Source organism: Sutcliffiella sp. NPDC057660 (assembly GCF_042800035.1).
Classification (GTDB): Bacteria; Bacillota; Bacilli; order Bacillales; family Bacillaceae_I; genus Sutcliffiella_A.
On sequence record NZ_JBHVHV010000028.1, the window covers coordinates 1 to 23,768 of the forward strand.

23 protein-coding genes are annotated in these 23,768 nt (G+C 43.1%); 9 read left to right on the forward strand and 14 right to left on the reverse strand.

All coding sequences use genetic code 11. The features are described from left to right. Positions 1-296 precede the first annotated feature (296 nt). Positions 297-770 (reverse strand): S-ribosylhomocysteine lyase, encoded by a 474-nt coding sequence (locus ACFVAD_RS23165; protein ID WP_204418218.1) that lies wholly within the window; start codon positions 768-770, stop codon positions 297-299. A 139-nt stretch (positions 771-909) separates the two neighbouring features. On the opposite strand from ACFVAD_RS23165, the gene yidD reads away from it, so the two are divergent. Next, a complete protein-coding gene (gene yidD / locus ACFVAD_RS23170) occupies positions 910-1,137 on the forward strand; it encodes a membrane protein insertion efficiency factor YidD (protein WP_386645994.1) in 228 nt (75 codons plus the stop codon). On the opposite strand, the gene ACFVAD_RS23175 is transcribed toward yidD, so the two are convergent. Continuing rightward, positions 1,134-1,700 carry a beta-class carbonic anhydrase gene (locus tag ACFVAD_RS23175; RefSeq protein ID WP_386645997.1) on the reverse strand — a complete coding sequence of 189 codons (567 nt, stop codon included), beginning with the start codon at positions 1,698-1,700 and terminating at the stop codon, positions 1,134-1,136. The genes yidD and ACFVAD_RS23175 overlap by 4 nt on opposite strands. A gap of 162 nt (positions 1,701-1,862) precedes the next feature. Between ACFVAD_RS23175 and ACFVAD_RS23180 the strand changes: the two genes are divergently transcribed. Both ACFVAD_RS23180 and ACFVAD_RS23185 read left to right on the forward strand, forming a co-directional pair. Beyond that, positions 1,863-3,044, forward strand: coding sequence for a GTP-binding protein (locus ACFVAD_RS23180; RefSeq protein WP_386646001.1), 1,182 nt, complete (start codon positions 1,863-1,865; stop codon positions 3,042-3,044). A gap of 90 nt (positions 3,045-3,134) precedes the next feature. Beyond that, on the forward strand, positions 3,135-4,181 hold the full coding sequence (locus ACFVAD_RS23185; protein WP_386646003.1) for a metal ABC transporter solute-binding protein, Zn/Mn family: 1,047 nt from the start codon (positions 3,135-3,137) through the stop codon (positions 4,179-4,181). Positions 4,182-4,493: 312 nt separating this feature from the next. On the opposite strand, the gene ACFVAD_RS23190 is transcribed toward ACFVAD_RS23185, so the two are convergent. Next, positions 4,494-5,444 carry a CobW family GTP-binding protein gene (locus ACFVAD_RS23190; protein ID WP_386646006.1) on the reverse strand — a complete coding sequence of 317 codons (951 nt, stop codon included), beginning with the start codon at positions 5,442-5,444 and terminating at the stop codon, positions 4,494-4,496. Between the two features lie 244 nt (positions 5,445-5,688). Here ACFVAD_RS23190 and ACFVAD_RS23195 point away from each other — a divergent pair, with 244 nt between their 5' ends. Then, on the forward strand, positions 5,689-7,041 hold the full coding sequence (locus ACFVAD_RS23195) for a cytochrome ubiquinol oxidase subunit I (protein ID WP_386646009.1): 1,353 nt from the start codon (positions 5,689-5,691) through the stop codon (positions 7,039-7,041). A 15-nt stretch (positions 7,042-7,056) separates the two neighbouring features. Further along, entirely contained in the window at positions 7,057-8,088 is a 1,032-nt protein-coding gene (locus ACFVAD_RS23200) for a cytochrome d ubiquinol oxidase subunit II (RefSeq protein WP_386646011.1), read from the forward strand. 44 nt (positions 8,089-8,132) lie between these two features. Here ACFVAD_RS23200 and ACFVAD_RS23205 read toward each other — a convergent pair whose 3' ends face one another. Then, a complete protein-coding gene (locus ACFVAD_RS23205; RefSeq protein ID WP_204418226.1) occupies positions 8,133-8,411 on the reverse strand; it encodes a DUF2325 domain-containing protein in 279 nt (92 codons plus the stop codon). A gap of 385 nt (positions 8,412-8,796) precedes the next feature. Here ACFVAD_RS23205 and ACFVAD_RS23210 point away from each other — a divergent pair, with 385 nt between their 5' ends. Then, the gene (locus ACFVAD_RS23210) at positions 8,797-8,958 is read left to right on the forward strand and encodes a DUF1540 domain-containing protein (RefSeq protein ID WP_386646012.1); all 162 of its coding nucleotides are present in this window, start codon (positions 8,797-8,799) and stop codon (positions 8,956-8,958) included. A 78-nt stretch (positions 8,959-9,036) separates the two neighbouring features. On the opposite strand, the gene ACFVAD_RS23215 is transcribed toward ACFVAD_RS23210, so the two are convergent. The 10 genes from ACFVAD_RS23215 to ACFVAD_RS23260 all read right to left on the reverse strand — a co-directional run bounded on the left by ACFVAD_RS23215 (position 9,037) and on the right by ACFVAD_RS23260 (position 20,829). Continuing rightward, on the reverse strand, positions 9,037-9,921 hold the full coding sequence (locus tag ACFVAD_RS23215) for a metal ABC transporter permease (protein ID WP_386646014.1): 885 nt from the start codon (positions 9,919-9,921) through the stop codon (positions 9,037-9,039). Further along, positions 9,918-11,276 carry a metal ABC transporter permease gene (locus ACFVAD_RS23220; protein WP_386646016.1) on the reverse strand — a complete coding sequence of 453 codons (1,359 nt, stop codon included), beginning with the start codon at positions 11,274-11,276 and terminating at the stop codon, positions 9,918-9,920. The genes ACFVAD_RS23215 and ACFVAD_RS23220 overlap by 4 nt, the downstream gene beginning before the upstream one ends. Positions 11,277-11,286: 10 nt before the next feature. Beyond that, on the reverse strand, positions 11,287-12,033 hold the full coding sequence (locus ACFVAD_RS23225) for a metal ABC transporter ATP-binding protein (RefSeq protein WP_386646019.1): 747 nt from the start codon (positions 12,031-12,033) through the stop codon (positions 11,287-11,289). Positions 12,034-12,051: 18 nt separating this feature from the next. Beyond that, positions 12,052-12,978, reverse strand: a complete 927-nt coding sequence (locus ACFVAD_RS23230; RefSeq protein ID WP_386646022.1) for a metal ABC transporter solute-binding protein, Zn/Mn family — start codon at positions 12,976-12,978, stop codon at positions 12,052-12,054. Positions 12,979-13,329: 351 nt separating this feature from the next. Beyond that, on the reverse strand, positions 13,330-14,445 hold the full coding sequence (gene menC, locus ACFVAD_RS23235) for an o-succinylbenzoate synthase (RefSeq protein ID WP_386646025.1): 1,116 nt from the start codon (positions 14,443-14,445) through the stop codon (positions 13,330-13,332). Beyond that, a complete protein-coding gene (locus tag ACFVAD_RS23240; protein WP_386646027.1) occupies positions 14,435-15,937 on the reverse strand; it encodes an o-succinylbenzoate--CoA ligase in 1,503 nt (500 codons plus the stop codon). The genes menC and ACFVAD_RS23240 overlap by 11 nt, the downstream gene beginning before the upstream one ends. Positions 15,938-16,025: 88 nt before the next feature. Beyond that, positions 16,026-16,847, reverse strand: coding sequence for a 1,4-dihydroxy-2-naphthoyl-CoA synthase (menB, locus tag ACFVAD_RS23245; protein WP_386646030.1), 822 nt, complete (start codon positions 16,845-16,847; stop codon positions 16,026-16,028). A 21-nt stretch (positions 16,848-16,868) separates the two neighbouring features. Continuing rightward, complete coding sequence (menH, locus tag ACFVAD_RS23250; protein WP_386646032.1) at positions 16,869-17,681, reverse strand: 2-succinyl-6-hydroxy-2,4-cyclohexadiene-1-carboxylate synthase; 813 nt, start codon at positions 17,679-17,681, stop codon at positions 16,869-16,871. Next, a complete protein-coding gene (gene menD / locus ACFVAD_RS23255; protein WP_386646035.1) occupies positions 17,678-19,435 on the reverse strand; it encodes a 2-succinyl-5-enolpyruvyl-6-hydroxy-3-cyclohexene-1-carboxylic-acid synthase in 1,758 nt (585 codons plus the stop codon). Before menD ends, menH begins: the two co-directional genes overlap by 4 nt. Next, positions 19,435-20,829, reverse strand: a complete 1,395-nt coding sequence (locus ACFVAD_RS23260; protein ID WP_386646037.1) for an isochorismate synthase — start codon at positions 20,827-20,829, stop codon at positions 19,435-19,437. The genes menD and ACFVAD_RS23260 overlap by 1 nt, the downstream gene beginning before the upstream one ends. Positions 20,830-21,086: 257 nt before the next feature. Here ACFVAD_RS23260 and ACFVAD_RS23265 point away from each other — a divergent pair, with 257 nt between their 5' ends. From ACFVAD_RS23265 to ACFVAD_RS23275, 3 genes are all read left to right on the forward strand, one after another. Beyond that, positions 21,087-22,025: a 1,4-dihydroxy-2-naphthoate polyprenyltransferase gene (locus ACFVAD_RS23265; protein ID WP_386646039.1), complete on the forward strand. Its 939-nt coding sequence runs from the start codon at positions 21,087-21,089 to the stop codon at positions 22,023-22,025. A 128-nt stretch (positions 22,026-22,153) separates the two neighbouring features. Further along, positions 22,154-22,900, forward strand: a complete 747-nt coding sequence (locus ACFVAD_RS23270) for a TraR/DksA C4-type zinc finger protein (protein ID WP_386646042.1) — start codon at positions 22,154-22,156, stop codon at positions 22,898-22,900. Positions 22,901-23,026: 126 nt separating this feature from the next. Beyond that, on the forward strand, positions 23,027-23,755 hold the full coding sequence (locus tag ACFVAD_RS23275) for a lipase family protein (RefSeq protein WP_386646045.1): 729 nt from the start codon (positions 23,027-23,029) through the stop codon (positions 23,753-23,755). Positions 23,756-23,768 lie beyond the last annotated feature (13 nt).

The window sequence follows — 23,768 nt, forward strand, 5'->3', positions numbered from 1 at the left end:
TTGGGTTTTTGGTTCTCATATTTACCTTTACCCAGTTAACCTACGATGTTACGAGTAAGGAGCTAGTTTTGTTCATGATAACTCGGCTTCGCCTGCGGGGTCTCCCCCTGTCCCTTCCTCCCGCAGGACAAGGAAGGCTTCGGCAGCGATTCATCGCACGAAGAAAATGCTCGCATTTTCGAGGAGTCTTCGCCTATTGCTCCAATCAACAGCTAGATTCTTAGGAAATCAATAATACTCAATAACAGAGCCTAAAAATAAAAAGATGACCCTGGGGCCATCTTTTTTTCTCATTATCAACCAAACACTTTTTTAAGATCTTCTTTATCCTGTTCCAACCAGAAACGCATCAGGCGTTTTGCACCTTCAAGGTCATGCAGCTTCGCCTGGCCGCATTGCTTCTCGTTAGCCGCAGGAATTTCTTCAATCTGAACCGCATCCTTCAACGTATCTTCCATCAGGTCAACAATTTCATCAACTGTTGGTTCACCGCTGACAACCAGATAGTAGCCGGTCTGGCAGCCCATCGGTGAAATATCGATAATATCGAAATGGTCGTATTTTTCCGAATGAGTACGGATATTGAACGCCAACAGATGCTCCAAGGTGTGGATGGCATCAGGCTTCATTGCCTGTTTGTTCGGTTGGCAGAAGCGGATATCGTATTTATTTACAACACCATCTGTCCCTACTTTGTGCACGCCACAATGACGGACATATGGAGCTTTTACTGCATTATGATCTAGTTCAAAGCTTTCAACTGAAGGCATAAAAACATCTCCTTAATGATAAGTTACACTCATTATAGCATATATTTAATTCCAATTAAATTCATCTGATTTATATGGATTTAATAAATTTTTCCGTTCCAGGAAAAATCCGCTATAATCTATTCTGAGGTGACAGTATATGAAACATATCTTTCTTTTGCTAATCCGATTTTACCAAAAGGTCATATCTCCATTAACACCGCCGACTTGCCGGTTCTATCCGACCTGCTCCCATTATGGGATGGAGGCAATCAGCCGCTTCGGTGCTATTAAAGGAGGATGGCTAACTATAAAAAGAATACTGAAGTGCCATCCGTTTCATCCGGGCGGAATCGACCATGTTCCGGAAAAGAAGGAGAAGGCTTAAAGCGTTTTATAGCCATCTACAACCAAGTCAAGCTTCCCTGTGTTAGGATCTATAACAAGTCCATGCACAGGAACCCCCTGGGGCATCAGCGGATGGTTCGCAATCATATCGACGCTCTCTCGGACACTTTCCTCAACACTGTCAAAGCCTTTCAGGAAAGTTTTCACATCAATTCCCGCGTATTTCAGGTCATCGATCGTTTCCTTCTTTATTCCTCTAGCTTCCATCTTTTCTCTTATCGTTTCATAATTCACTTTTCCCATACCGCAATCATGGTGGCCGATGACCATTACTTCGTCCGCATTAAGTTCCAGAACGGCAACCAAAATACTTCTCATGATACTTCCGAACGGGTGGGATACCAGAGCACCCGCATTCTTGACAATTTTCATATCCCCATGCATTACATTCATTGCACTTGGCAAAAGATCAATCAGCCTAGTGTCCATACATGATAATACGACTAGCTTTTTATCGGGGAACTTTGTTGTCTGGAATTTGACGTACTCTTCACTATCTACAAATGTGCGATTATGTTCCAATATCTCATTCAGCAATTTCATCCTATTACCTTCTTTCGCAATAAAAATTTATGTCTCTTTCCAATATGACAAAAAAACTCGATTCTGACAATTAAAATGAGTTGCCACAAGCAATGGTTTCTTGTATCATTAAGAATGTTCAAATCGTAAAGATTACGTTTTACATGAGAAAGGATGTTTATAATGCCCAAAATACCAGTTACCGTGATCAGCGGATATTTAGGATCTGGAAAAACCACCTTGCTTAACCATATTTTATCCAATAGGCAAGGTTTAAAAATCGCTGTTATTGTGAACGATATGAGCGAAGTCAATATAGATTCGGCACTCGTCCAGAACGGCGGCTTTTCAAGGACAGAGGAAAAGCTCGTGGAAATGCAGAATGGCTGTATCTGCTGTACGCTGCGTGAGGATCTGATGAAAGAGGTAGAACGACTAGTAGATGAAGGGAATATCGATTATATCGTTATTGAATCTTCCGGAATCAGTGAACCGATACCTGTTGCTCAGACATTCACTTATATAGATGAGGAATTTAATATCGATTTGACCTCCAAATGCTATATTGATGCGATGATTACTGTCGTGGATGGATTCCGCTTCTTTGAAGATTACAATTCCGGTGAAAGTCTGCTTGATCGTATGGAGGGAACCGACGAAAACGACACTCGTGAGGTTTCCGATCTGCTCATAGATCAAATTGAATTCGCTGATATCCTGTTATTGAATAAGACAGACCTCCTCGATCATGAAGATGTGAAAGATATGGAAGCGTTTCTGCGTAAAATGAATCCGAGAGCGAAAATCATTCCTTCAGCACACAGCAAGGTTGATCTTCAAAGCATACTTAATACAAACCTGTTTGATTTCGAGCAGGCAAGCCAGGCAGCGGGTTGGATCAAGGAATTGAATGAAGAGCATATTCCGGAAACTGAAGAATATGGAATAACTTCCTTTGTATACAGGAGGAAAAAGCCATTCCATCCTGAGAGATTCATGAGTTGGCTGGAAAATTGGCCGGAAAATGTGGATCGTGCTAAAGGATTTTTCTGGCTGGCTACAAGAAATGACATGGCTGGATTGCTATCACAGGCTGGCGCCTCCATCATGCTTCAGGCGGCTGGGCTTTGGGTAGCAGCTTATAGTGCAATGGAGAGGGAAATGACGTTAAGTGAAGAACCTGAGCTTTTGGCCAAATGGGATGATACTTATGGCGATAGAATGACTGAGTTAGTCTTTATCGGATTTGATCTAGATCGAGATGCGTTAGAGGACTCACTGGATACATGCCTACTTACTGAAGAAGAGATGTTAGAGGACTGGACAAAATTACATGATCCGATACCCGCATTTGTTACAGAGTAATAAAAATTATTAATCAATTTCCTTTTTAGTTCTCAAATCGTAATAATTACGATATAATGTTCAAGGATACTCAATGAGAGGAGAACAACTATGAAAAATAAATCGATTTTATCCATTCTAATACTTATGTTTTTCACATTTTTAGTTGGTTGTAATTCGGATAACCAATCCTCTGAAGGAAAACTAACAGTGTATACAACCATTTTTCCTTTGGAAGATTTCTCGAATAAAATTGGAGGAAATCATGTAGATGTAAAATCCGTCTATCCTCCAGGTGCAGACGCACATACTTTTGAACCTTCCACGAAAACCATGAGTGAGATGGCTTCTGCTGATGCCTTCATCTACACCGGTATTGGGGTGGAAGGCTTTGCGGATAAGGCAAAAGATGTGTTGGAAAATGAAGAAGTAAAGGTCGTAGCTGCAGGAAAAGGCATTGAATTACTTAAAGAAGATGAGCACTCTCATGAGGATGAAGCCCACGAAGAAAATGAGCACTCACATAAGGACGAAGCCCACGAAGAGGATGAGCACTCACATGAGGAAGGCGCTCACGAAGAGGATGAGCACTCACATGAAGAAGAAGCTCACGAGGAAGATGAACACAATCACGCTGATGGAGATCCACATGTGTGGTTAAGCCCTACTCTTTCTATCTCTCTAGCGGAAAATATTAAAAATGCTTTGGTGGAATTAAAGCCGGAGGCAAAGGAAGATTTCGAGGCTAACTTTCAATCTCTAAAAGAGGAATTGGAAGCGTTGGATTCGGAATATAAAGAAACAATGGAATCCGCCAAGACTAATAAGATACTGGTTTCTCATGCAGCATATGGCTACTGGGAAGAGCAATATGGCCTGGAGCAAATCAGTGTAAATGGTTTATCTCCAACACAGGAGCCATCTCAGAAGCAATTAACCGAAATTATAGCTAAAGCAAAAGAAAACAACATTCAATATGTTATTTTCGATCAGAATATCAGCGGTAAAATTGCGGAAGTAGTAAAGAATGAAATAAAAGCGGAAGCATTAACTTTGCATAACCTTGAAGCAGCAACAGAAGAAGATGTGAAAAATGATGAAGACTATTTCAGCTTGATGAGAAAGAATTTGGAAACCTTGGAGAAAGCATTGAACTAATTGACTATTTTTTCTTTCGTTTGCCTGAAAATTTAGTGCCTACTTTAAACACCCTGATGATTTCCGCTCCAGGAGTTCACTTTCCGCGGGCGGCCTCGGGAGCCTCCTCGGCGCAATTGCGCCTGTGGGGTCTCCCTTGACACGCTGCTCCCGCAGGACAAGGATGGCTTCGGAAGCGATTCATCGCACGCAGAAAATGCTTGCATTTTCAAGGAGTCTCACCCCTTGCGCTCCAATCAACAGGGGAGAGTTTAAATCAAAAAAGCCCCAACTTTTTATATCAATAAAAAGTTGGGGCTTTTTCATGCCATTTTATTGTTCTGTCAGCTCTTTATAGAACCTCTCCATTTTATCCGGCTCCAATTTATCACCTATTAGAACAACCGTAGGGGTTATTCCATTCGGTTCTTCTATTTTGTTGAGCCGCAACTGTCCTGCAGCATATTGAAACTCAAAATATCCTGAATCGTCTGCAAGCTGAATGATCCCCTTGGCTCGGATAACATGCTTTGATAGCTTTTTCAGCTGTTTTTCCAGCACATCCTTTTTAACAGGGCTCTCCACTCTCAGCTTTGTTGCTTCAATATGATGATGGTGATGTTGGTGAGTATGTTCATGAGTGGAATGGGAGTGGGAGACCTCCCTGACATGAAATCGTTTCTCAAGCATCAGTTCCAATGGAACTTCACCGAAGCTTGTTCTGTATATCGGAACATGATTGTCCAATTCATCTGCCAGCTTGGCTTCCACTTTGTTCAACTCTTTTTCAGAAACCAAATCGATTTTATTTAGGACCAGCAAATTTGCCGAGGTCACCTGCTCCTTTAACAGGGCCCTTATTTCCTTGGAGCTGTTAAAAAAGCTTTGATACTCCATATAATGACTCGCATCGACGAGGCTTATCATGGATTGCAATTCAAAATGGTCCATATACAACGGATCGAGGAGGACATCCTTGATTTCCAATGGGTTCGCAACACCAGTCCCCTCAATCAACAGAACGTCAATTTCTTCATTTATATAACCTTTTAAGGTTGTTTTCAAATCGTCCTGGATTGTGCAGCAAATACATCCATTTAAAAGTTCCACCACCTGCTGTCCTTCAAAAAGATGGTTTTCTACATTTTCATCACCTAGTTCATTCAGGATGATACCAGGCTTTTTTCCGGTATTTCTAAAATGACTGATCATATGTAAAAGTATGGTTGTCTTTCCGCTTCCTAAAAATCCACTGATTACATACACCGGTACCTTCGTATTCATACTATGCACCCCTTCCAATAGACTTACGTTTCTAATACCCATTATATAGAGAAAATAAAAAGAAAGAAAATAATCATTACTACAAAACGTAATTGTTACGATTTAATTATACTATCATTCTTTTCTCTTATCAATCATTCTATTGAAACCTACTAATTTTAGAAAAAAATGCATATTTTGTGGAAAAATGTGGACTATAACTGGGAGAAGATAGGAACAGATTTGTGCGAAGGGAAGTATCTTTATGGATGATGTAGTTATTGCAAGATCCCTCTTTGGAACGACGATGGGATTTCATATCATTTTTGCGACACTCGGAGTCGGTATCCCGCTTATGATTTTGATTGCGGAATTGATGTACCAGAAAACAAAAAATCGGGAATATGCCGTAATGGCCAAAAGATGGACAAAGGCAAAGGCCGTTCTATTAGGTGTGGCCATTCCAACAGGTACTATTGCAGGTGTCCAGCTCTCCCTCTTATGGCCGGGCTTTATGGAAGTAATCGGTAAAGTGATGGCACTTCCTTTTCAAATAGAAATTTATGCATTCTTCATTGAAGCTCTGTTTATATCCATCTATGTGTATGCAGCTGATCGCATATCACCTTGGATGCGGATTTTCAGTGTGACTTTAGTGACAATTGGGGCTGCTGCTTCGGCTGTATTAATTACTAATGTGCATGCATTTGAAGGGACACCAGCAGGCTTTCGTATTGAAAATGGGGAAATAGTCGATGTCGACCCGTGGGCTGCCTTTTTCAACCCTAGTTTTATCGTCACTGCTGCTCATGTGGCGGTATCCGCATTCATGACAGGAGCTTTTGTCATTGCCTCTGTCTCTGCCTATAAAATGCTTCGCAACAAGCATAACGAACGAGTATACAAATTTCATCGAAAGGCATTGATAATGGGCTTGGTAGTAGGGGGCATCTTCTCTTTCATGACCGCAATAAATGGCCATGAATCCGCTCAGCTCTTGCATCAATATCAGCCGGAAAAGCTTGCAGCTGCAGAAGGGCTTTTTGAGACTCAAGGCTACGCTCCCTTGTCTGTTGGCGGGTTCACCGACCGTGAAACCCAGGAGGTCAAATGGGGCATTGAAATACCTTGGGCGCTGAGCTTTTTGGCCGATGACCGCTTTGATACAGTTGTTGTCGGCTTGAACGATTTTCCCGAGGAGTACTGGCCTCCACTATTTGTACACACGCTGTTCAACGGAATGGTGGGAATCGGTACAATGCTGATTTTCTTATCTCTTGTAGGATTCTTTTGGAGCAAGATTTTGAAAAAGCCCACTTTTCCTAAATGGCTAATGTGGCTTTTTGTAGCTGCTGGCCCACTGGCAATGCTCGCCATAGAATTTGGCTGGATATTTGCTTGTACCGGCCGTCAGCCTTGGGTGATCTACCGTGTCATGTTGACGGAAGAAGCAGTAACAGGAAATCAGAACCTTGCAGCTCTTTTTATCGCTTTTGCGTTTATTTATTTACTACTAGGTGTAGCAGTGATATGGGTGCTTCGCCACTATTTTAAGCGGCATCCACTTGAGGACGAACTGAATGAGCTTCCTCCTTCCAATTCCGGGGTTCAAGTTTAGAAAGGAACTGATCTTATGACAGATGCAATACTCGCTATTACTGTACTCTGGGGGTTCATTTTTATCTATGCGGTAATGGCCACCATGGATTTCGGTGCCGGCTTCTGGTCGATGCTTTATATAAAAAATAACAAAACGAACGCGACCAATATCGCAAACCGCTACCTTTCTCCGACCTGGGAGGTGACCAATGTATTTATCGTGGCAGTTGTGGTAGCTATCTATAGCTTTTTTCCGAGTGCAGCCTATACATTGGGAACGGTATTATTGATTCCAGGAAGCATCATTTTACTGCTTCTGGCAGTCCGAAGCGGTTTTCTTGTTTTTTCCCATATTGTCGAGGACTATCAAAAGCCGTTAACCTATATTTCAGGTATTACCGGATTTTTGATTCCCGCTTTTCTTATTCTTGTACTGCCAGTCACACACGGTGGATATGTTGATACGGTAGATGGAGTGGATAGGCTGATGCTTGGCAGACTGCTGGCAAGTCCACATGCCCTATCCTTTATCCTATTTGCAATCAGCAGTACGTTATTCCTGTCCTCTCTTTTGCTTGCTGATTTTTCTAAAGTGGCAAATGATAAAGATGCTTATGAAATCTATCGCCGGGATGCCCTGATTCTTGGTCCAGTTTCACTGTTCGGGGCATTGTTGATTATGATTACCATGCGATATGAGGCGGGCTGGCTTTTTAATGGGATGATGGATTATCTGGTGTGGCTGTTCATTTCTGCTGGCATGTTTGTCGTTACAGGTGTCGCTCTCGTGTTACCTGATAATAGGAAGGGCTGGACCGGTTTGCCGAGACTTGCTGTGGTTTCGGCATTTATCCAATACGCTTTAGCAAGCTACGCTTACGGGCGGGCACATTTGCCGTTCATCATCTATCCTAACGTCACCATCGAGAACGGATTTACAGATCCAGCCTCATTTCGGGCGCTATTCATTTCCTATATAGTCGGTTTTGTCATTCTGTTTCCTGGTTTCATTTACTTTTGGCGATTGTTTATGAAAGATGACCGCTATATTAAGAGTGAAAATTAAGGTCAAGGGGATTCCTCTTGGCTTTTTTATATGATGATGCTAACCTACACTCTGCTTAATGTCTGCTGAATTGAACTCCAGGACCTTTTACAGTAGTACACAGGCTTGTTGCATTCCTTCGCTTTCTGCTTGATGACTTTTGCCAAATTATGATTTATGTAATCCGTCAATACCAGTATTAAATCTACGTGATCCGGAATGGAACGCTTCACAACCTGCACTTTTCTTCCATCCACATGAACAATATCCTCGAAACCGAAAGTCTTCAACTTGTCCTGAATATTCCCTAAATGATCTGCCCCTACTACCATCAATGATGTCATCTCTTTACACCCTTTCATCACATTTTAATTGAGAATGATTCTCTCTTGTTGAATCTATAATAATTGAGAATGATTCTCTTTGTCAATAAAATATTGAAATTATTCATGATTTATGATATTCCCTAAAAAAGGAAGAATGGGATTTGCAACTGAGGAGAAATTAAGAAGGTATCTTCTACACATAGGTTCTGTTAAAGAATAGAGTTATTTCTACAATAGCTGTTGATTGGAGCAATAGGCGAAGACTCCTGCGGGAGGTAGCGGTAGGCTGGAGACCCCGCAAGGCGAAGCCTGAGGAGGCTCCAGCACCGCCCCTTGGGTCGCTGCGCCTAGTGCGGAAATCAACAGCGGGTATACAGGGCCACAACAAAAGGAGGACGAGACAATGGCTAGAGATGTTGAGGTTTTATGCGAAGTGGAAAATTGCAACTTCTGGGGACAAGGAAACCGTTGTAACGCTGATGCTATCTATGTAGTAAGCCACAAAGGAAACACGGCACATGATAGCAAGGATACGGATTGCAAAACATTTGAACCTTCACATTAAGATGAAACCAAAAGAGGACTAGGGTCATTTGCCCCTAGTCCTCTTTATTAGGTAATTTTCAGCAGTATCCCCTGCACCCTATAGAGATTCTTTAGTTAAAGATCTTCTGAATATCCACTTCATCACAATTCCGTGCTTTGGTGACAGGAAAAAAGTAAGAACAAACAATACCCCTGCCATCATTGCCATAGATCCGGAAATGGAGACATTATAGAAGGAAGCAAAATAATACCCAAGCACAGCAGAAGCTATTCCTATAACCGCACTCAATACCAGCATCACACTCAATCTATCGGTGAGCAAATAGGCGCTTGCTCCTGGTGCTATCAGCATGGCCACGACCAGAATTGCCCCGACACTGTCAAACGATGCGACAGTGGTGATGGAGAGCATCCCCATCAAAAGATAATGCATGAACATGACCGGTATGCCGATTGCTGCTGCCATTTCCGGGTCAAACGCACAGATTTTCAGCTCCTTATAGAAGAATACAATCAATGCGATATTAATGATGAGAACCGTTCCGAGCATCCAGACTGCTTTAGGTCCAAGCTCCATCCCCGCAAAAACGAAGGTATCCCATGGCACGAATGCAATCTCTCCCATCAACGCATGATCCACATCCAGATGGATCTTTCCTGCATACATCGATACGAGGATGACCCCCAAAGCAAACAATGAAGTGAAAACTACACCAATTGCTGCATCGGATTGCACACCGGATGAATGGAGAAGCTGAACAAAGAAAGCGGTCAGCAGTCCCACCACAAGGGCTCCAACGAACATATATATGCCTTCTAGACTGCTGGACACCAGATATGCCCCAACGATTCCAAGTAAGACGGTATGACTGATAGCATCAGCCAGCATCGCCATTTTTCTTAATATAAGAAAACATCCGGTGATTCCACTTGTGATACCTACAAGCGAGCCTGTTAAGATAATCCATCCTTCATAACTCATAATGGACCGGCACTCCCTTTCAAGATGGATTGAAGCCCAGTTGAATTTCTTTTGCACTTTGCCTCATAAAGCGGATAAGCAATCGGATCTTTTCCGAAATCTTTTAGTAAAGAGCGCAGTTCCTCCACTATTTCCTTCGGTCCATCCAATAGATCCGTGCTGCCTTCTCTCCAATTGGATTCAGGAAACTTACTTTCAAACATGAGATACATATCCATGAGACGGTTTTTGAGGACAATTCCATGGGCATGCTTCAGCCCTTTTTCAGTTAATCCAATAAATCCATTGTCTTCAATGAATATCAGCTTTTTCTGTCTAAGCTCTTTTAATACCTTCCGCAAGACCATTGTATGTGTTGGTCTTAGATCAAGGACTGATTCGAGAGAAAAGCTTCCCATTGACTTGCCTTCTGTATTCAATAAAGATTTTTCCGAAAGTTCATACAAGGACGATAAGACATTCTCGCATGTAATCTGATTCTTTACTTTCATCTGTTTGATTGCTCTTGGAACCAATCCTTTTTTTGTTCCAAACATTAAAGAAAAGATAAAACAAATAGTCGCAGCCATGATAATAAGAGGACCTGTCGGCATCCCTCTGGATACAGTACTTAACAGAGTCCCGAAAACGCCTGATATCGCACCAACCAAGCCTGCTAGAATTACCATGTGATCTAATCTTTCTGTCCAATACCTCGCAGTTATAGCCGGAGTAATCAGCATCGCTGCCATCAGAATTACACCAACCGCCTGAAGACCAATGACTACCGCTCCTACAATCAAGGTCATAAGGAGGCCATTCAGCCATTTTACCGGCATTCCCAAGCCTTGGGCGAATTGAGAATCAAACGTGATAAGCTTTAATTCCTTGAATAAGAGGAAAGTGATAAAAATCAGGACAAACGCTATTGTGCTGATAATTTGCACATCCACTCCAACTATTGCGGCTGCCTGCCCGAAGATAAAGGAATCAAGACCTGCTTGATTTCCCTTCCCATGATGCTGTACATAAGTAAGCAGTACAATCCCCGCTCCAAAAAAGACGGAAAGTACAAGCCCGATTGCCGTATCCTCTTTGATTCTTGAATGCTTGATTACTGCCTGTATGCAATAGGTTCCAATCAGTCCCGATATCGCGGCACCTATCAGGAACCAGGACATGGATTTCGCCCCATATAGCAAAAAGGCAATACATATTCCAGGAAGTGCTGCATGCGCCATGGCATCTCCGAGCAAGCTCTGCTTTCTAAGCAATGCAAAGCTGCCAAGCACCCCACTCGCAATGCCAAGCAATACTGTCCCTAATAGAACCCATTGAACATTTGGATCTCTCAGCATATAAAGTATCGTATCCATTCTGTCACTCCTACTGTTCTACGATTGCCTGATTTTGATCAAGAAATGCAAGACGGCCGCCATACGTTCTTTGTAAATTCTCCATCGTAAAGACTTCATCCGTCGGTCCTATCGCTATTTTCCTCAAATTGATTAACAGCACCCAATCAAAGTATTCCTTGACGGTTTGAAGATCATGATGGACGACCAATACGGTCTTCCCCTGTGACTTCAACTCGTTCAGGATGGTGATGATCGCTTTTTCCGTAGCTGCATCCACCCCGACAAATGGTTCATCCATAAAATAGATGCTCGCATCCTGAGCAAGTGCCCTTGCCAGGAATACACGCTGCTGCTGTCCACCTGAAAGCTGACTGATCTGTCTTGTTGCATAATCTCTCATTCCGACTTTATCCAGGCATTCGTAAGCAAATTCTATATCTTTCTTGCTCGGTCTTTTTATCCACCCAATGTGTCCATACCTTCCCATGAGCACCACATCCAACGCATTCGTAGGGAAATCCCAATCCACTGAACCGCGTTGAGGAACATAGCCGATCAACTTTCTCTGTGATCGATATGGCTTACCGTAGATCGAGATGCTTCCTGAAGCTTTCGGAATCAGTTCCAGCGCTGCCTTGATAAGGGTCGACTTACCTGCACCGTTCGGACCGATGATGCCGATAAGCTTTCCTTCAGGAACGGTGAAGCTAATTTCTTTCAATACTGGTTTCCGATGGTATGCCACTGTCAGATTTTCAATCTTTACTGGTTCCATGATGTTCACCTTACCTTCTTATTTTAGGGCTTCCACGATTGTATCAATATTATGTTTGAACATTCCCAGATATGTTCCTGTCTCTGTACCGGCTTCACCCATGGCGTCAGAGTATAATTCCCCACCGATGACTACAGTATGGCCGCGGCTTTCCGCACCTTTTACAACTGCGTTGATGGAATCCTCTGAAATACTGCTTTCCACGAATACCGCCTTTACATTTCTTTCTACCAATAAATCAATGATGCTCTGGACATCCCTTAATCCAAATTCCGCATCCGTACTCAGCCCCTGTAAACCGTTAACCTCCATTCCATACGCCTCACCGAAATACTTGAATGCATCATGAGCGGTGACAAGCACTCTGCTTTCTTCGGGAATGGATGCAATCTTCTCTTTACCGTAGGCATCCAATTCCTTTAATTCTTCTATATACTTTTTAGCATTTTCTTCATAGGTTGCCGCATTACCCTTATCCTGTTCCACCAAGGTTGCCGTTACCGCCTCCACTGCATGAATCCATAGAGTGATATCAAACCATACATGCGGATCTTTCTTCGTGGTATCGCCATCTGCTGTAAGAAGAAGTTCCTCAGGAATTTTTTCTCCCACTGCTACAGTCGGTTTATCTTTAGACATTTTCTCAAGAATATCTCCCATTTTCCCTTCCAAATGTAGGCCATTATAAAAAATGATATCCGCTTTGCTCAGTTTACCGATATCACCTTGGGACGCTTGATAAAGGTGGGGATCAATCCCTGGTCCCATTAATGATTCCACTTCCACATGCTCTCCTCCCACGTTTGCAACAATGTCCCCGATTTGTGCGATAGTGGTGGTGACCTTCAATTTGCCACTATCGTTTCCTGTTGCTGCCCCTGAACATGCAGTCAATCCCAAACTGATGGCCCCAAGAAGTAAAAATTTCATAAACATAGATTTCATTATTATAATCCCTCTCCCTCATAAAATTGTGTATAGCAACAAATGTTTCTCTAACGCAAGTTTTTTGATAAAAATATACACACTTTCACCAGATTCCAATTTAATCTATGCGGATTCCAGAAAAAATGTGTCATTGTTTTTGACAAGCTCACTAATTTGAGCTTCATCTCAAAATGTTTCCCTAATACAAAACTTAAACCCTGAGCAAACTTTTGTCAAGCAAAGTTTTTTGAAAACTTTTTTGGGGGGGTCTGGCCCTGGCAGGGGAATGACCATTCATGTCGAAAACTAATAGGTTGGTGTAGATACGAAAAGCCCCTATATCTCCAAGGAGCTCAGGGGCTTTCGGTTTTATATGTCTTCTTTTTTGAAGGATTTTGTTGTTTCACTTATGTCTCTTATATATCTCTCGTTCACTCTATAACCTATTCCGGGTGATGTGGGGACGGTTATTTTTCCTTCTGTAACGACTACCTCCGGCTCAATGACATCCTTCTTCCAATAACGGGAGGATGCGGATATATCACCGGGAATCGTAAAGTTTGGCAAGGAAGCTAGGGCAATATTGAACAATCTTGAAATGCCTGTTTCCAGCATCCCACCACACCAGACCGGCAGGCCATTCCGCTTACTGAGGTCATGAATGCGGATGGCATTTGTAAGGCCGCCGACTCGACCAATCTTTATATTGATCACCTGACAGCTTCCAAGCTTGATGGCATTCACAGCATCCTTGTAGGAAACGATGCTTTCATCCAGGCAGATTGGAGTGGTTAACTGCTGTTGCAGCTCCGCATGCTCCACAATATCATCTGAGGCAAGCGGCTGTTCGATCATCATAAGCTGAAACTCATCAAGATTCCTTAATCTCTCAGAATCATCAAGCGTATATGCAGAGTTCGCATCCGCCATTAAAGCAAGCTTCGGAAATTCACTTCTGATTGCGTGCAGCAATTCATAATCATATCCGGGATCGACTTTCACTTTCACCCGCCTATAGCCTTCCTTCACACGCAAGGCAATCGTTTCAATCATGCTGCTGGGTGAGTCCACGCTGACAACCACACCTGCTTCGACCTTTTTACGAGTTCCACCAATAAAGTCTGCTAAGGATTTCCCTGCTTTCTTCGCAAAAAGATCCCATGCTGCCATTTCTACTCCCGCTCTTGCCATCGGATTTCCCTTCCAAACCAACAATGCATCATGTATTTCACTTGGATGCTCCCATTCCTCTTGTAAAAGCGAGGGAATAAAAAAGTCCTTCAGCATATGCCAGGATGTTTGAATCGTCTCTTCGGTGTACCAGGGGGAGGAGAATGCCACAACCTCTCCCCATCCGCTGACTCCGTCCGTGTCCGTCATTTTCAGGAGGATGCTTTCGCGGTCGGATACCGTTCCCGAATGAGTACGGAAAGGTTGTAACAGCTCCATTTTGGTGAGAAACATCTCGATTTGCTTAATCTTCATGATCATGACTCCTAGTAGAACCTGGCTTAGGCATGTATTCCATCAACCTTCTGCGTACAAGTTTATTAGCCGCATTACGGGGCAATTCAGTCACCTTCAAAATCCTTTTTGGCACCTTATACTTTGCCAATCGCTGTGAGACGAAATCTAGTATGTCTTCTTCGGTGAAATCAGGATTCTTTTGCACCACAAATGCCACAGGGACCTGTCCCCAACGGTCATCTTCCATCGCCCCCACCCCAGCATCCTGTATGGAGGGATGTGCCAGGAGTACAGACTCTATTTCAGCAGGGTACACATTTTCCCCACCTGAAATTATCAAGTCACTTCTGCGATCTAGGACATACAGAAATCCATCCTCATCCAAATACCCGATATCACCTGTATGCAGCCACCCATCCTTGATGGCTTTTGCCGTCGCTTCCTCATTATGAAAATAGCCTGGCGAGACATTCGGACCTTTCACCACTATTTCTCCCGCCTGTCCCACCTGAGCTTCCATATTCTCATTATCAACTATTTTTACCTGGCAGGAAAAAAGGGCCTTACCCACACTCCCGATTTTCAAAAGTGCCGCTTCCGGAGAGAGCGTTACAATTTGGGAGCATGTCTCTGTCATCCCATATGTCTGAAACACAGGAATCCTCTTCCTCTCACATTCCTTTAGCATAGGCAATGGAATTGGACCTCCGCCAGCCAGCATGCATCGGAAGGTTCCTGGATACGTTTCTTCACCCAACTCACCCAAAAGCTGCTGCAGCATGGTACTAACCACTGAAACAATGGTTACTCCTTTACTCATAATATCCTCATTTACTTTCTCAGCATCAAATTTCTCATGAAGCACAACCCTCATCCCATAGATGACTCCACGCATCAAAATCGACAGACCGCTAATATGGAACAATGGTACGGCGGCAAGCCAGGCATCCTTTTCATATAGCCCAAGATTCAGTGCCGAACCTGATGCACTCCAAAAGTGATTCCCGTAAGTTTGCTTCACCCCTTTTGGCTGACCGGTTGTTCCGCTTGTGTACATGATTGTATCCACTAAATCAAGTTGAAATTCCTTCACGAGTGGGAACGGACCTGCTTCGCATTGAGAAAGAGTGTCCATCGAGATGATGCCGCCTTCCTCCACGACCAGAACTTTAAGCAGTGGGTTCACTTTCTCTGCATCTGTAACCAGCAATTTTGACCTGGAGTTCTTTAGTTGGAACGCCAGCTCATTAGGAGTCAGTCTTAAGTTATGTAAAACAGTTATCGCGCCAATATGCTTTAATGCAAAAAGAAGAATCGCCATTTCCAAACTATTTTTCATGAATACCGAAATAGCGTCACCAGTTCTGACACCATTAGCATAGAGCTTTGAAGCAATATCTAAGGACCGCTCGTTCAGTTGCGCAAAAGTCAGCTTTTGTTGGTCCATTTCAATCGCAATTCGACTGGGAGTGAGGCTTGCTCTTTTCAACAAAAAATTGGGAACCAACATCACATTCAGCACCTCACTATCTTGTAATATAAAAAAGGAGAGCAATCTAAAAGCACCATGCTTCTAAATTGCCCCCATACTTTCATCATTAAGGGAAGCGAGGGAACTGACCAAAGTCTGGTTTTCTCTTCTCCTTGAACGCGTCACGGCCTTCTTTCGCTTCATCGGTTGTATAGTAAAGTAATGTTGCATCACCAGCGAACTGCTGGATACCAGCCAATCCGTCAGTATCTGCGTTAAATGCCGCTTTCAGGAAGCGTAGAGCAGTTGGACTGTTCTCAAGCATCTCTTCACACCATTTAACTGTTTCATCTTCCAATTGCTCCAAAGGTACCACTGTATTTACAAGCCCCATATCCAATGCTTCCTGTGCATTGTACTGACGGCATAGGTACCAGATTTCACGAGCCTTTTTGTGTCCAACAATACGTGCCAAGTAACCGGAGCCATATCCAGCATCAAAGCTTCCCACTTTTGGGCCGGTTTGACCGAAGCGGGCATTATCTGCAGCAATCGTCAAATCACATACGATATGAAGAACATGTCCCCCTCCAATTGCCCAGCCAGCTACCATCGCAACTACAGGCTTAGGTGTCACGCGGATCAAACGTTGAAGATCCAATACGTTCAAGCGAGGAATTTCATCCTCCCCAACATATCCGCCATGCCCACGAACTTTTTGGTCTCCACCAGAACAGAATGCTTTGTCTCCTGCACCTGTTAAGATGATAACGCCAACACTCGCGTCATCACGGGCATAGGCAAATGCCTCAATCAATTCCATGACCGTTTTAGGACGGAATGCATTATGTACTTCCGGACGGTTGATAGTAATCTTTGCAATCCCATTATATGTTTCATATAAAATATCTTCATACTGTTTAGGGCCTGCTATCCACTCTCTTGCCATGTCTGTTTCCTCCCTATATTTTCAATTCGACAAAAACTCACTTACTATTTTACCAAACTTTCTTGGTTGTTCCACATGAATTGCATGTCCTGCTCCACTTATTTTAACATATTGAGCATTTTTCATGAGTCTTTCCATTTTTTCTGCAATCAAGACAAACTTTTTATCGTCTTCCCCTGCGAGCAGCAGGACCATGATTTTGCAATCTTCAAGACGTTCCCAGTAGGATGGCTGCGATCCGGTTCCCAACCCTGAAAGACTATTGGCTAATCCAATGGGTGAGTTCTGGAGCCGCTGTTCTTTTATCTGAAGTTGCCTATCCTCGGAAAGCAGCTTTTGTGTCTGGAATAACGGGATGTTCGTCCAATGTTCCACAAACGCTTCCAATCCGTCATGCAGGATCCTCTCAGCCAATCGTTTATCAGCCTTGGTTCTATCCAGGCGTTCTTCTTCCTTCCTTAATCCTGGAGAGGCACTTTCGAGAACAAGTTTTTCCACGTAGGATGGATATGTTGCTGAAAAGGCAAGTGCGACCCTTCCCCCCATGGAATAACCTACCAGAAAGATTTTGGTGATTTGCATTTCATCTAAAATCGCTCTGATATCCTCGACTGTATTCTCCATGGAATAACGCCCGGAATCTGCTGGAATGGAACTGTTTCCATGACCCAAAAAGTCCAATAAAATAAAAGTGTACTCGTCATGGTTTTCGAAAAAAGTTAATGCTTCTTTGAAGTTATTGCCCTTTCCTGTAAATCCGTGTAGCCACAGAAGCTTTTTGGGCCCATTTCCAATCGTCTCCAAATGATAAGATACACCATTTACTTCCATCATATTTCACGACTTAATGACATTTTAATTTCCTGGGAAACACTTTTCCACAATTTACGATGCACTTGTTCATTTTCCTCACGATTTGTCGGAACCTCGATGATATGCAATCCATTATGTGACAAGGATTCCGAGAAGTTACTTCTAAACTCTTCCCATGATTCTACAAGAGAATAGCCCGCATCATACAGTTTTGCTGCATGCTCAAAATTCATGTTCATAGGTGTACCGAACAGCGCTTCAAAATGATTCTCGATTTTGGATTGTGGCAGGAAGCTGAAAATTCCGCCGCCATTGTTATTGATCAGAACGATCGTCACATCAAGCATTAAAAGTTTTGCCGCAAGCAAACCATTCATATCATGGTAAAAAGATAAATCCCCTATCACCAGAACCAATCGCTTAAATGCTTTACTTGCTGCCATTGCGGTCGATACTACTCCATCAATTCCATTTGCGCCTCTATTGGCCAAAACCTTTATGTCCTTATCATCTGTAAGGAAAAAAGTATCGGCATCCCGAATTGGCATGCTATTGCCTACAAAGATAGCCGATCCTTCCGGAAGCAGCGCTTGAAGCTCCGTGATGACATTCCCTTCAAACAGGTTTTCACTCTTTACAGGTGAGGAAAGAAGATTCTTTGTGCGTTGATTTACTGATATGATTTCCTGAAGCCAAGAAGATTCTTTTCTCTGCGCAAGTAATGGGAGGATTTTTTGGCAGAACACATCCTCCTTGCAGTGCACCATAAAACTTGCCTGCAGGGTCGGATCGCGCCATCCACCGTCTCCGTCAATCACAATTTGAACCGCACTAGATGCTCGAGCTATGTATTGCGTCAGAAACTTGGAAACAGGCATGGATCCAAATCGTATAATGACCTCTGGCTCCAATGCTTCTTTGACCATTTCTTCTCTTAAAAATGCATCATATCCTTCGCATATCATATCTTTGGCATGTGAGCCTGCCCGCAAGCCGGACAAAGGATCTGCAAAAATCGGATATTGAAGTGATTCTGCAAGCTCTGTTACCAGTTCAGAAAAATCCGACCTGACAGGTATTTCTCCGCAAACAATAATTCCTTTTTTCTTTTGCGAGAAAAGCTGTGCAAAAAATGCCGCACGTTCTTCAGTAATCGTATAGCTGCCTACTTGAACATCGACAATTGATCCATTCGCTTCCCCATATTTGGTCCAAAGGTCTTCTGCCTGCAGATTCGGAAGCAACGGCTCTCTGAGTGGAAAGTTCAAATGAACTGGTCCTCCCGGTGCACTTACAGAAGTTCCAATTGCTCTAGCCGCCATGGTCCGGGAATACTGGATCATCGACCGCTCATCAACCGGCAAGGACATTTCCACAAACCATTTCACATAGTTTCCGTACATTTTAATCTGATCAATCGCTTGCGGTGCACCGATATCCCTAAGTTCATGCGGTCGATCAGCCGTTAACACCAACAAAGGTATTCGTGCCTGGAACGCTTCCACAATAGCTGGATAATAATTTGCTGCCGCTGTACCCGACGTACAAAGTACTGCCACCGGCTTTCCAGATGTCTTTGCCAGCCCAAGTGCATAAAAAGAAGCAGAGCGTTCATCAATAAGAACTGTCACCTCAAGCTTTGGGTGCTCTGCCATCAGTAATGCAATAGGGGTAGATCTGGATCCTGGACTGATTACTACATCCGTCATTCCGCTCTGTACCAGTTCGTCTACAAAAGCCGCAAGATAATATGTCATGTCGTCTGATGCTTTCATTATTCCTTGATGCCCCCTAATGCAGATAACATTGGTCTGAATTTCATTTGTGTTTCACGATATTCACTCTCAGGATCAGAATCGCCGACAATCCCACATCCTGCAAACAGGGATGCCTCTTTGCCCTGCAGCAGCCCTGAACGGATTGCCACAATAAATTCCCCATTATTCTGCGCATCCATCCATCCAAGTGGTCCTGCATACCAGCCACGGTCCATTTTTTCCACTTCCCTGATCGTTTCCATCGATATTTCCCTTGGATAGCCGCCAAGTGCCGGGGTTGGATGTAATAGATTCACCAGATCAGCCAGACTTACTTCCTTATCTGTACTGGCCTTCACGGGTGTGTGAAGATGCTGGATATGCTTCATCTTGTAGAGGTTCGGCTCATTTGGTGTTGTAACATCAAGGCATACCTCTTGCAGGGCACTTTTGATCATTTGAACGACAAGCTCATGTTCATGAATATTTTTATTATCAGTTAATAGGCTTTTCCCCAACTTCTCATCTTCCTGCAAAGTGGCGCCTCTCCCTATCGAACCAGCCAAACACATGGAATGCACTTCATTGCCAGCCTTTTTCACTAATTGCTCCGGCGTTGCACCAATAAAGCAATCCGTTCCCCGTTCAACAGTGAAAAGATAGCTATTCGTCTGTTCTTCCAATAGGTTTTCCAAAACACGATCGACATTGATTTCGTCGTGGAACAGCACCCTAAGCTCTCTGGCCAGGACGACTTTCTCCATTACTCCATCAGAAATCCGGTTTGTGACGGTTTGAATGGATTCCTTCCAATCATTCGGATCCATCTCCAAACATTTCACAATCCCTGGTGCATATGCATGCCTAATAGAAGAGCCTCCTTCAATCAGCTCTTCTTTTATACTCATAAGCTCCTGTATATGTGACTCTTCGCAGTCGCTCCAATAATTGATGGTCAAATACGTTTCGTTATCTATGGAAGTAAGCATGATGGTCGGAAGCACGAACAGGGCATCCGCAAAATTGCTCCAGAGCTTTGTCTTTTCCTTCTTTGGATCAAAGGAAAAGCCGCCATAAATGACTGGTCCTATAAGCTGCGATTCTTGATTTCTCACCGATTGTTCGGTGAAACGCTTCCATTCTTCTTCAATTTGGTGAAATCTTTCTTCATTCCCACCCGCTGTAAATTCTTTCGTGACACCAGCTCCAACCATGACATGGCTCTTGGATGGATTGGACCAATAAAAACGTTGTCCAGGAAAATAATGTGCACCTGCTTGAAAGAATTGCAGGGGATGCAACTGATCCACCTTTTTTGTATAGCTGATAAGTACCGGTTGATTTATGGAAGCTGCTTTCACCTTTGCCTCTTCCCATAAACCCACTATATGATGATATTGCTTTGTAATCATGTAAGACTCCCCCCGAGGCCTTGATACCGCAAGACTTTTGTCTCTCGAATAGCTTCCTTTAAGATACACCTCAAAACCTTTTTATGTCAACAAAATGACCCTATATTTTCAACTATCTTCATTATTATTATAGCATGTTAAATCTTCCCTTTATTTCTTATGAAAAACCGTTGACACCCTTTGTCCCTTTACATACACTTATACTGTATTTATAATATAACATTTCCGTTTTTCAATCATACAATGGAGGGGTCATCATGCAGCCTCAGACTATTTCTTCACAACCCGGTATTCAATCACCTTCCGAAAAAAGATGGAAGGTCTGGTGGAACCTGTTGCGTCCACATACATTAACCGCAGCTTTTGTTCCGGTTTTTATCGGTACATCGCTCGCCCTTTATGAAACGGTCATCGATTGGCCAATGTTTTTAGCCATGCTATTGGCAAGCCTTTTAATACAGGCAGCAACGAACATGATCAATGAATACTACGATTTCAGGAAAGGCTTGGACAATGAAAATTCAGTCGGGATCGGCGGCGCGATTGTGCGGCATGGAGTCAAGCCGCAGACTGTTTTGCAATTGGCTTTTATCTTCTTTGGAATTGCCACACTGCTCGGTGTATACATCTGCCTGAATAGTACGTGGTGGCTTGCTGCAATCGGTACAGCCTGTATGGCAGCGGGATACTTTTATACAGGTGGTCCCTACCCTATTGCCTATACCCCATTTGGAGAAATTGTAGCAGGTTTCTTTATGGGATTTGTGATCATCCTTATTTCTTTCTATATTCAAACTGGGACAGTCTCTTCGACAAGCATGCTTATTTCCATCCCAATCTCCATCCTTGTCGGGGCTATTCTTTTGGCAAACAATATACGTGATATTGTAGGCGACAAGGAGAACGGCCGAAAAACGGTGGCAATCCTGATTGGGCGTAAAAACGCCATCACACTGCTTGCGGCTATGTTCATCATTTCCTATACACTTATTGTGCTCTTTATCGCATTGGACTACGCATCAGTGTGGTCATTATTAGTATTCTTGTCCATTGTCAAGCCGCTTTCTGCCATAAAAGGCTTTTCGAACAACAAAAGCAATGTCACCATGATGCCTGCAATGGTGGCAACTGCACAGACCAATACCATTTTCGGTTTTCTCCTCGGAATCGGTTTGGTAATTGGATATTTTGTCTGATTCTAAATAAACATTGGTTCACACATTTTTTGTGTGGACCTTTTTTATATGCTCACTAATTGGAAATCATGTTTTTTCGTGGGAGGTTCATAATACAAATAGACAGGATTTTGAAAGGAGTCTCCATTATGATTTCCCATGAAAAAATTACTCACTTAAAACAACAGCTGGAACAATCAAAACAAGACGTAAAGGCTCATTTGGATCAAAATGACCATTATCAATTGGAAATTGAGCATCCATACGAAACCGTAAGCGAGCTATCCGCTTATGACAATCATCCCGGTGACCTTGGGACAGAGCTCTATGAGCGTGAAAAGGATATCGCCCTGAATGAACATGCTGAAAAAGAACTGCAGGACATAGATCATGCGCTGCAAGCGATGGAAAATGGAACATATGGGATCTGTGAAGCTTGTGGAAAAGAAATCAACGAAGAACGTCTCGAAGCGCTGCCAACTACAACGTACTGCAAGGAGCATAGTCCTGATCAGGCTGTTTCAAAAAACCGCCCTGTAGAAGAGGAAGTGCTAGCCCCGGCATATGGAAGATTTGAATATGATGAATCAGAAGGAACATCCTTTGATTCTGAGGATACGTGGCAGATTGTCCAAAGCTATGGAACTTCAGAATCCCCGTCCGATTTTTCGGAGGATATCGAACATTATGGACGTGCCTATGTAGAAAGTGAAGAAAATGAAGGCTATGTCGAGGATTACGAAAATTTCATTGGAACAGATATGTATGGCCAGAACATTAAGGTATATCCTTCGGTAAAACATGAAGCATATGAAGATGCCCTTGATGAACAAGGAACCATGACCTCATTCGGTGATCTGCCAGCCTATGAAAAGGATCCATATACAGAAGGGTGAATATAAAAAAAGCAGAAGTGACACTTCTGCTTTTTTTATCGATAAATGTGCACCATTTTGGAAGCACTCAATACATTATCATAGACCACTATCACGATTTTTGTTGTAAAGTGAGGGATATGACAAATGTATACCCGAGATATCCTTTCTAAGGAATGGGCTGTTTTTTTGGCGGAGTGCTGCCAGATGGCTTATGACCAATACCTCCAGAACGGGATATTTTCCGTTCCATATGGTTTTAAAGTGGTGAAAGAATTTAAAGGTGTTTCTTTTCATAGTCTGGAATGGTTTGGGTTCATTATGGAATCGGATGAAACCGTCATCGTTGCTTTCAGAGGCACTCAAACAGACCCTGATTGGATCTCTGATGCAGAAATCTACCAGGAAGCATTTCCGTATTGTCCCGCAAAACCACTTGTCCACGGCGGCTTCCTCTCCATCTATGAATCCTTCCGAAAGGATGTCCTGGATGGCTTGGCCCCTCTATCCAAAGATAAAACACTTTTTATCACCGGCCACAGTCTGGGCGGGGCGCTTGCAGCACTTCATGCGCTGGATTGCTCCATTAATTCCAATTTTTCTTCCATCTATATGTACAGCTATGCTGCTCCGAGAGCGGGAAATCCTTCTTTTGCAAAAGAGTTCAATCAACATGTACCAGCCTCCATCCGCTTTGTAAATCTTGCGGATATCGTTCCTTTTGTCCCGCCAACCAAAGTGACAGGACCCATTTCCAAGAAGACTTGGCACTACAAACATACTCTTACTCCATCCCAATTCCTGCTACGCAAAGGCTCCATTGTAAAGAATCACAGCATCGAAACGTATATTGAAGCGATGAAGACGAAGCTTTGATCATTCCGAAGAC

Coding starts and splice junctions, on each gene's coding strand:
- ACFVAD_RS23225 (WP_386646019.1), bottom strand. CDS start 12,033: ATGGAACCAGTAAAGATTGAAAATCTGACAGTGGCATACCATCGGAAA.
- ACFVAD_RS23270 (WP_386646042.1), top strand. CDS start 22,154: ATGATTTCCCATGAAAAAATTACTCACTTAAAACAACAGCTGGAACAA.
- ACFVAD_RS23175 (WP_386645997.1), bottom strand. CDS start 1,700: ATGAAATTGCTGAATGAGATATTGGAACATAATCGCACATTTGTAGAT.
- ACFVAD_RS23185 (WP_386646003.1), top strand. CDS start 3,135: ATGAAAAATAAATCGATTTTATCCATTCTAATACTTATGTTTTTCACA.
- ACFVAD_RS23165 (WP_204418218.1), bottom strand. CDS start 770: ATGCCTTCAGTTGAAAGCTTTGAACTAGATCATAATGCAGTAAAAGCT.
- yidD (WP_386645994.1), top strand. CDS start 910: ATGAAACATATCTTTCTTTTGCTAATCCGATTTTACCAAAAGGTCATA.
- ACFVAD_RS23200 (WP_386646011.1), top strand. CDS start 7,057: ATGACAGATGCAATACTCGCTATTACTGTACTCTGGGGGTTCATTTTT.
- menC (WP_386646025.1), bottom strand. CDS start 14,445: ATGAAGATTAAGCAAATCGAGATGTTTCTCACCAAAATGGAGCTGTTA.
- menD (WP_386646035.1), bottom strand. CDS start 19,435: ATGAAAGCATCAGACGACATGACATATTATCTTGCGGCTTTTGTAGAC.
- ACFVAD_RS23260 (WP_386646037.1), bottom strand. CDS start 20,829: ATGATTACAAAGCAATATCATCATATAGTGGGTTTATGGGAAGAGGCA.
- ACFVAD_RS23220 (WP_386646016.1), bottom strand. CDS start 11,276: ATGGATACGATACTTTATATGCTGAGAGATCCAAATGTTCAATGGGTT.
- ACFVAD_RS23190 (WP_386646006.1), bottom strand. CDS start 5,444: ATGAATACGAAGGTACCGGTGTATGTAATCAGTGGATTTTTAGGAAGC.
- ACFVAD_RS23265 (WP_386646039.1), top strand. CDS start 21,087: ATGCAGCCTCAGACTATTTCTTCACAACCCGGTATTCAATCACCTTCC.
- menH (WP_386646032.1), bottom strand. CDS start 17,681: ATGATGGAAGTAAATGGTGTATCTTATCATTTGGAGACGATTGGAAAT.
- ACFVAD_RS23230 (WP_386646022.1), bottom strand. CDS start 12,978: ATGAAATCTATGTTTATGAAATTTTTACTTCTTGGGGCCATCAGTTTG.
- ACFVAD_RS23215 (WP_386646014.1), bottom strand. CDS start 9,921: ATGAGTTATGAAGGATGGATTATCTTAACAGGCTCGCTTGTAGGTATC.
- ACFVAD_RS23195 (WP_386646009.1), top strand. CDS start 5,689: ATGGATGATGTAGTTATTGCAAGATCCCTCTTTGGAACGACGATGGGA.
- ACFVAD_RS23205 (WP_204418226.1), bottom strand. CDS start 8,411: ATGACATCATTGATGGTAGTAGGGGCAGATCATTTAGGGAATATTCAG.
- menB (WP_386646030.1), bottom strand. CDS start 16,847: ATGGCAAGAGAGTGGATAGCAGGCCCTAAACAGTATGAAGATATTTTA.
- ACFVAD_RS23275 (WP_386646045.1), top strand. CDS start 23,027: ATGTATACCCGAGATATCCTTTCTAAGGAATGGGCTGTTTTTTTGGCG.
- ACFVAD_RS23180 (WP_386646001.1), top strand. CDS start 1,863: ATGCCCAAAATACCAGTTACCGTGATCAGCGGATATTTAGGATCTGGA.
- ACFVAD_RS23210 (WP_386646012.1), top strand. CDS start 8,797: ATGGCTAGAGATGTTGAGGTTTTATGCGAAGTGGAAAATTGCAACTTC.
- ACFVAD_RS23240 (WP_386646027.1), bottom strand. CDS start 15,937: ATGTTGGTTCCCAATTTTTTGTTGAAAAGAGCAAGCCTCACTCCCAGT.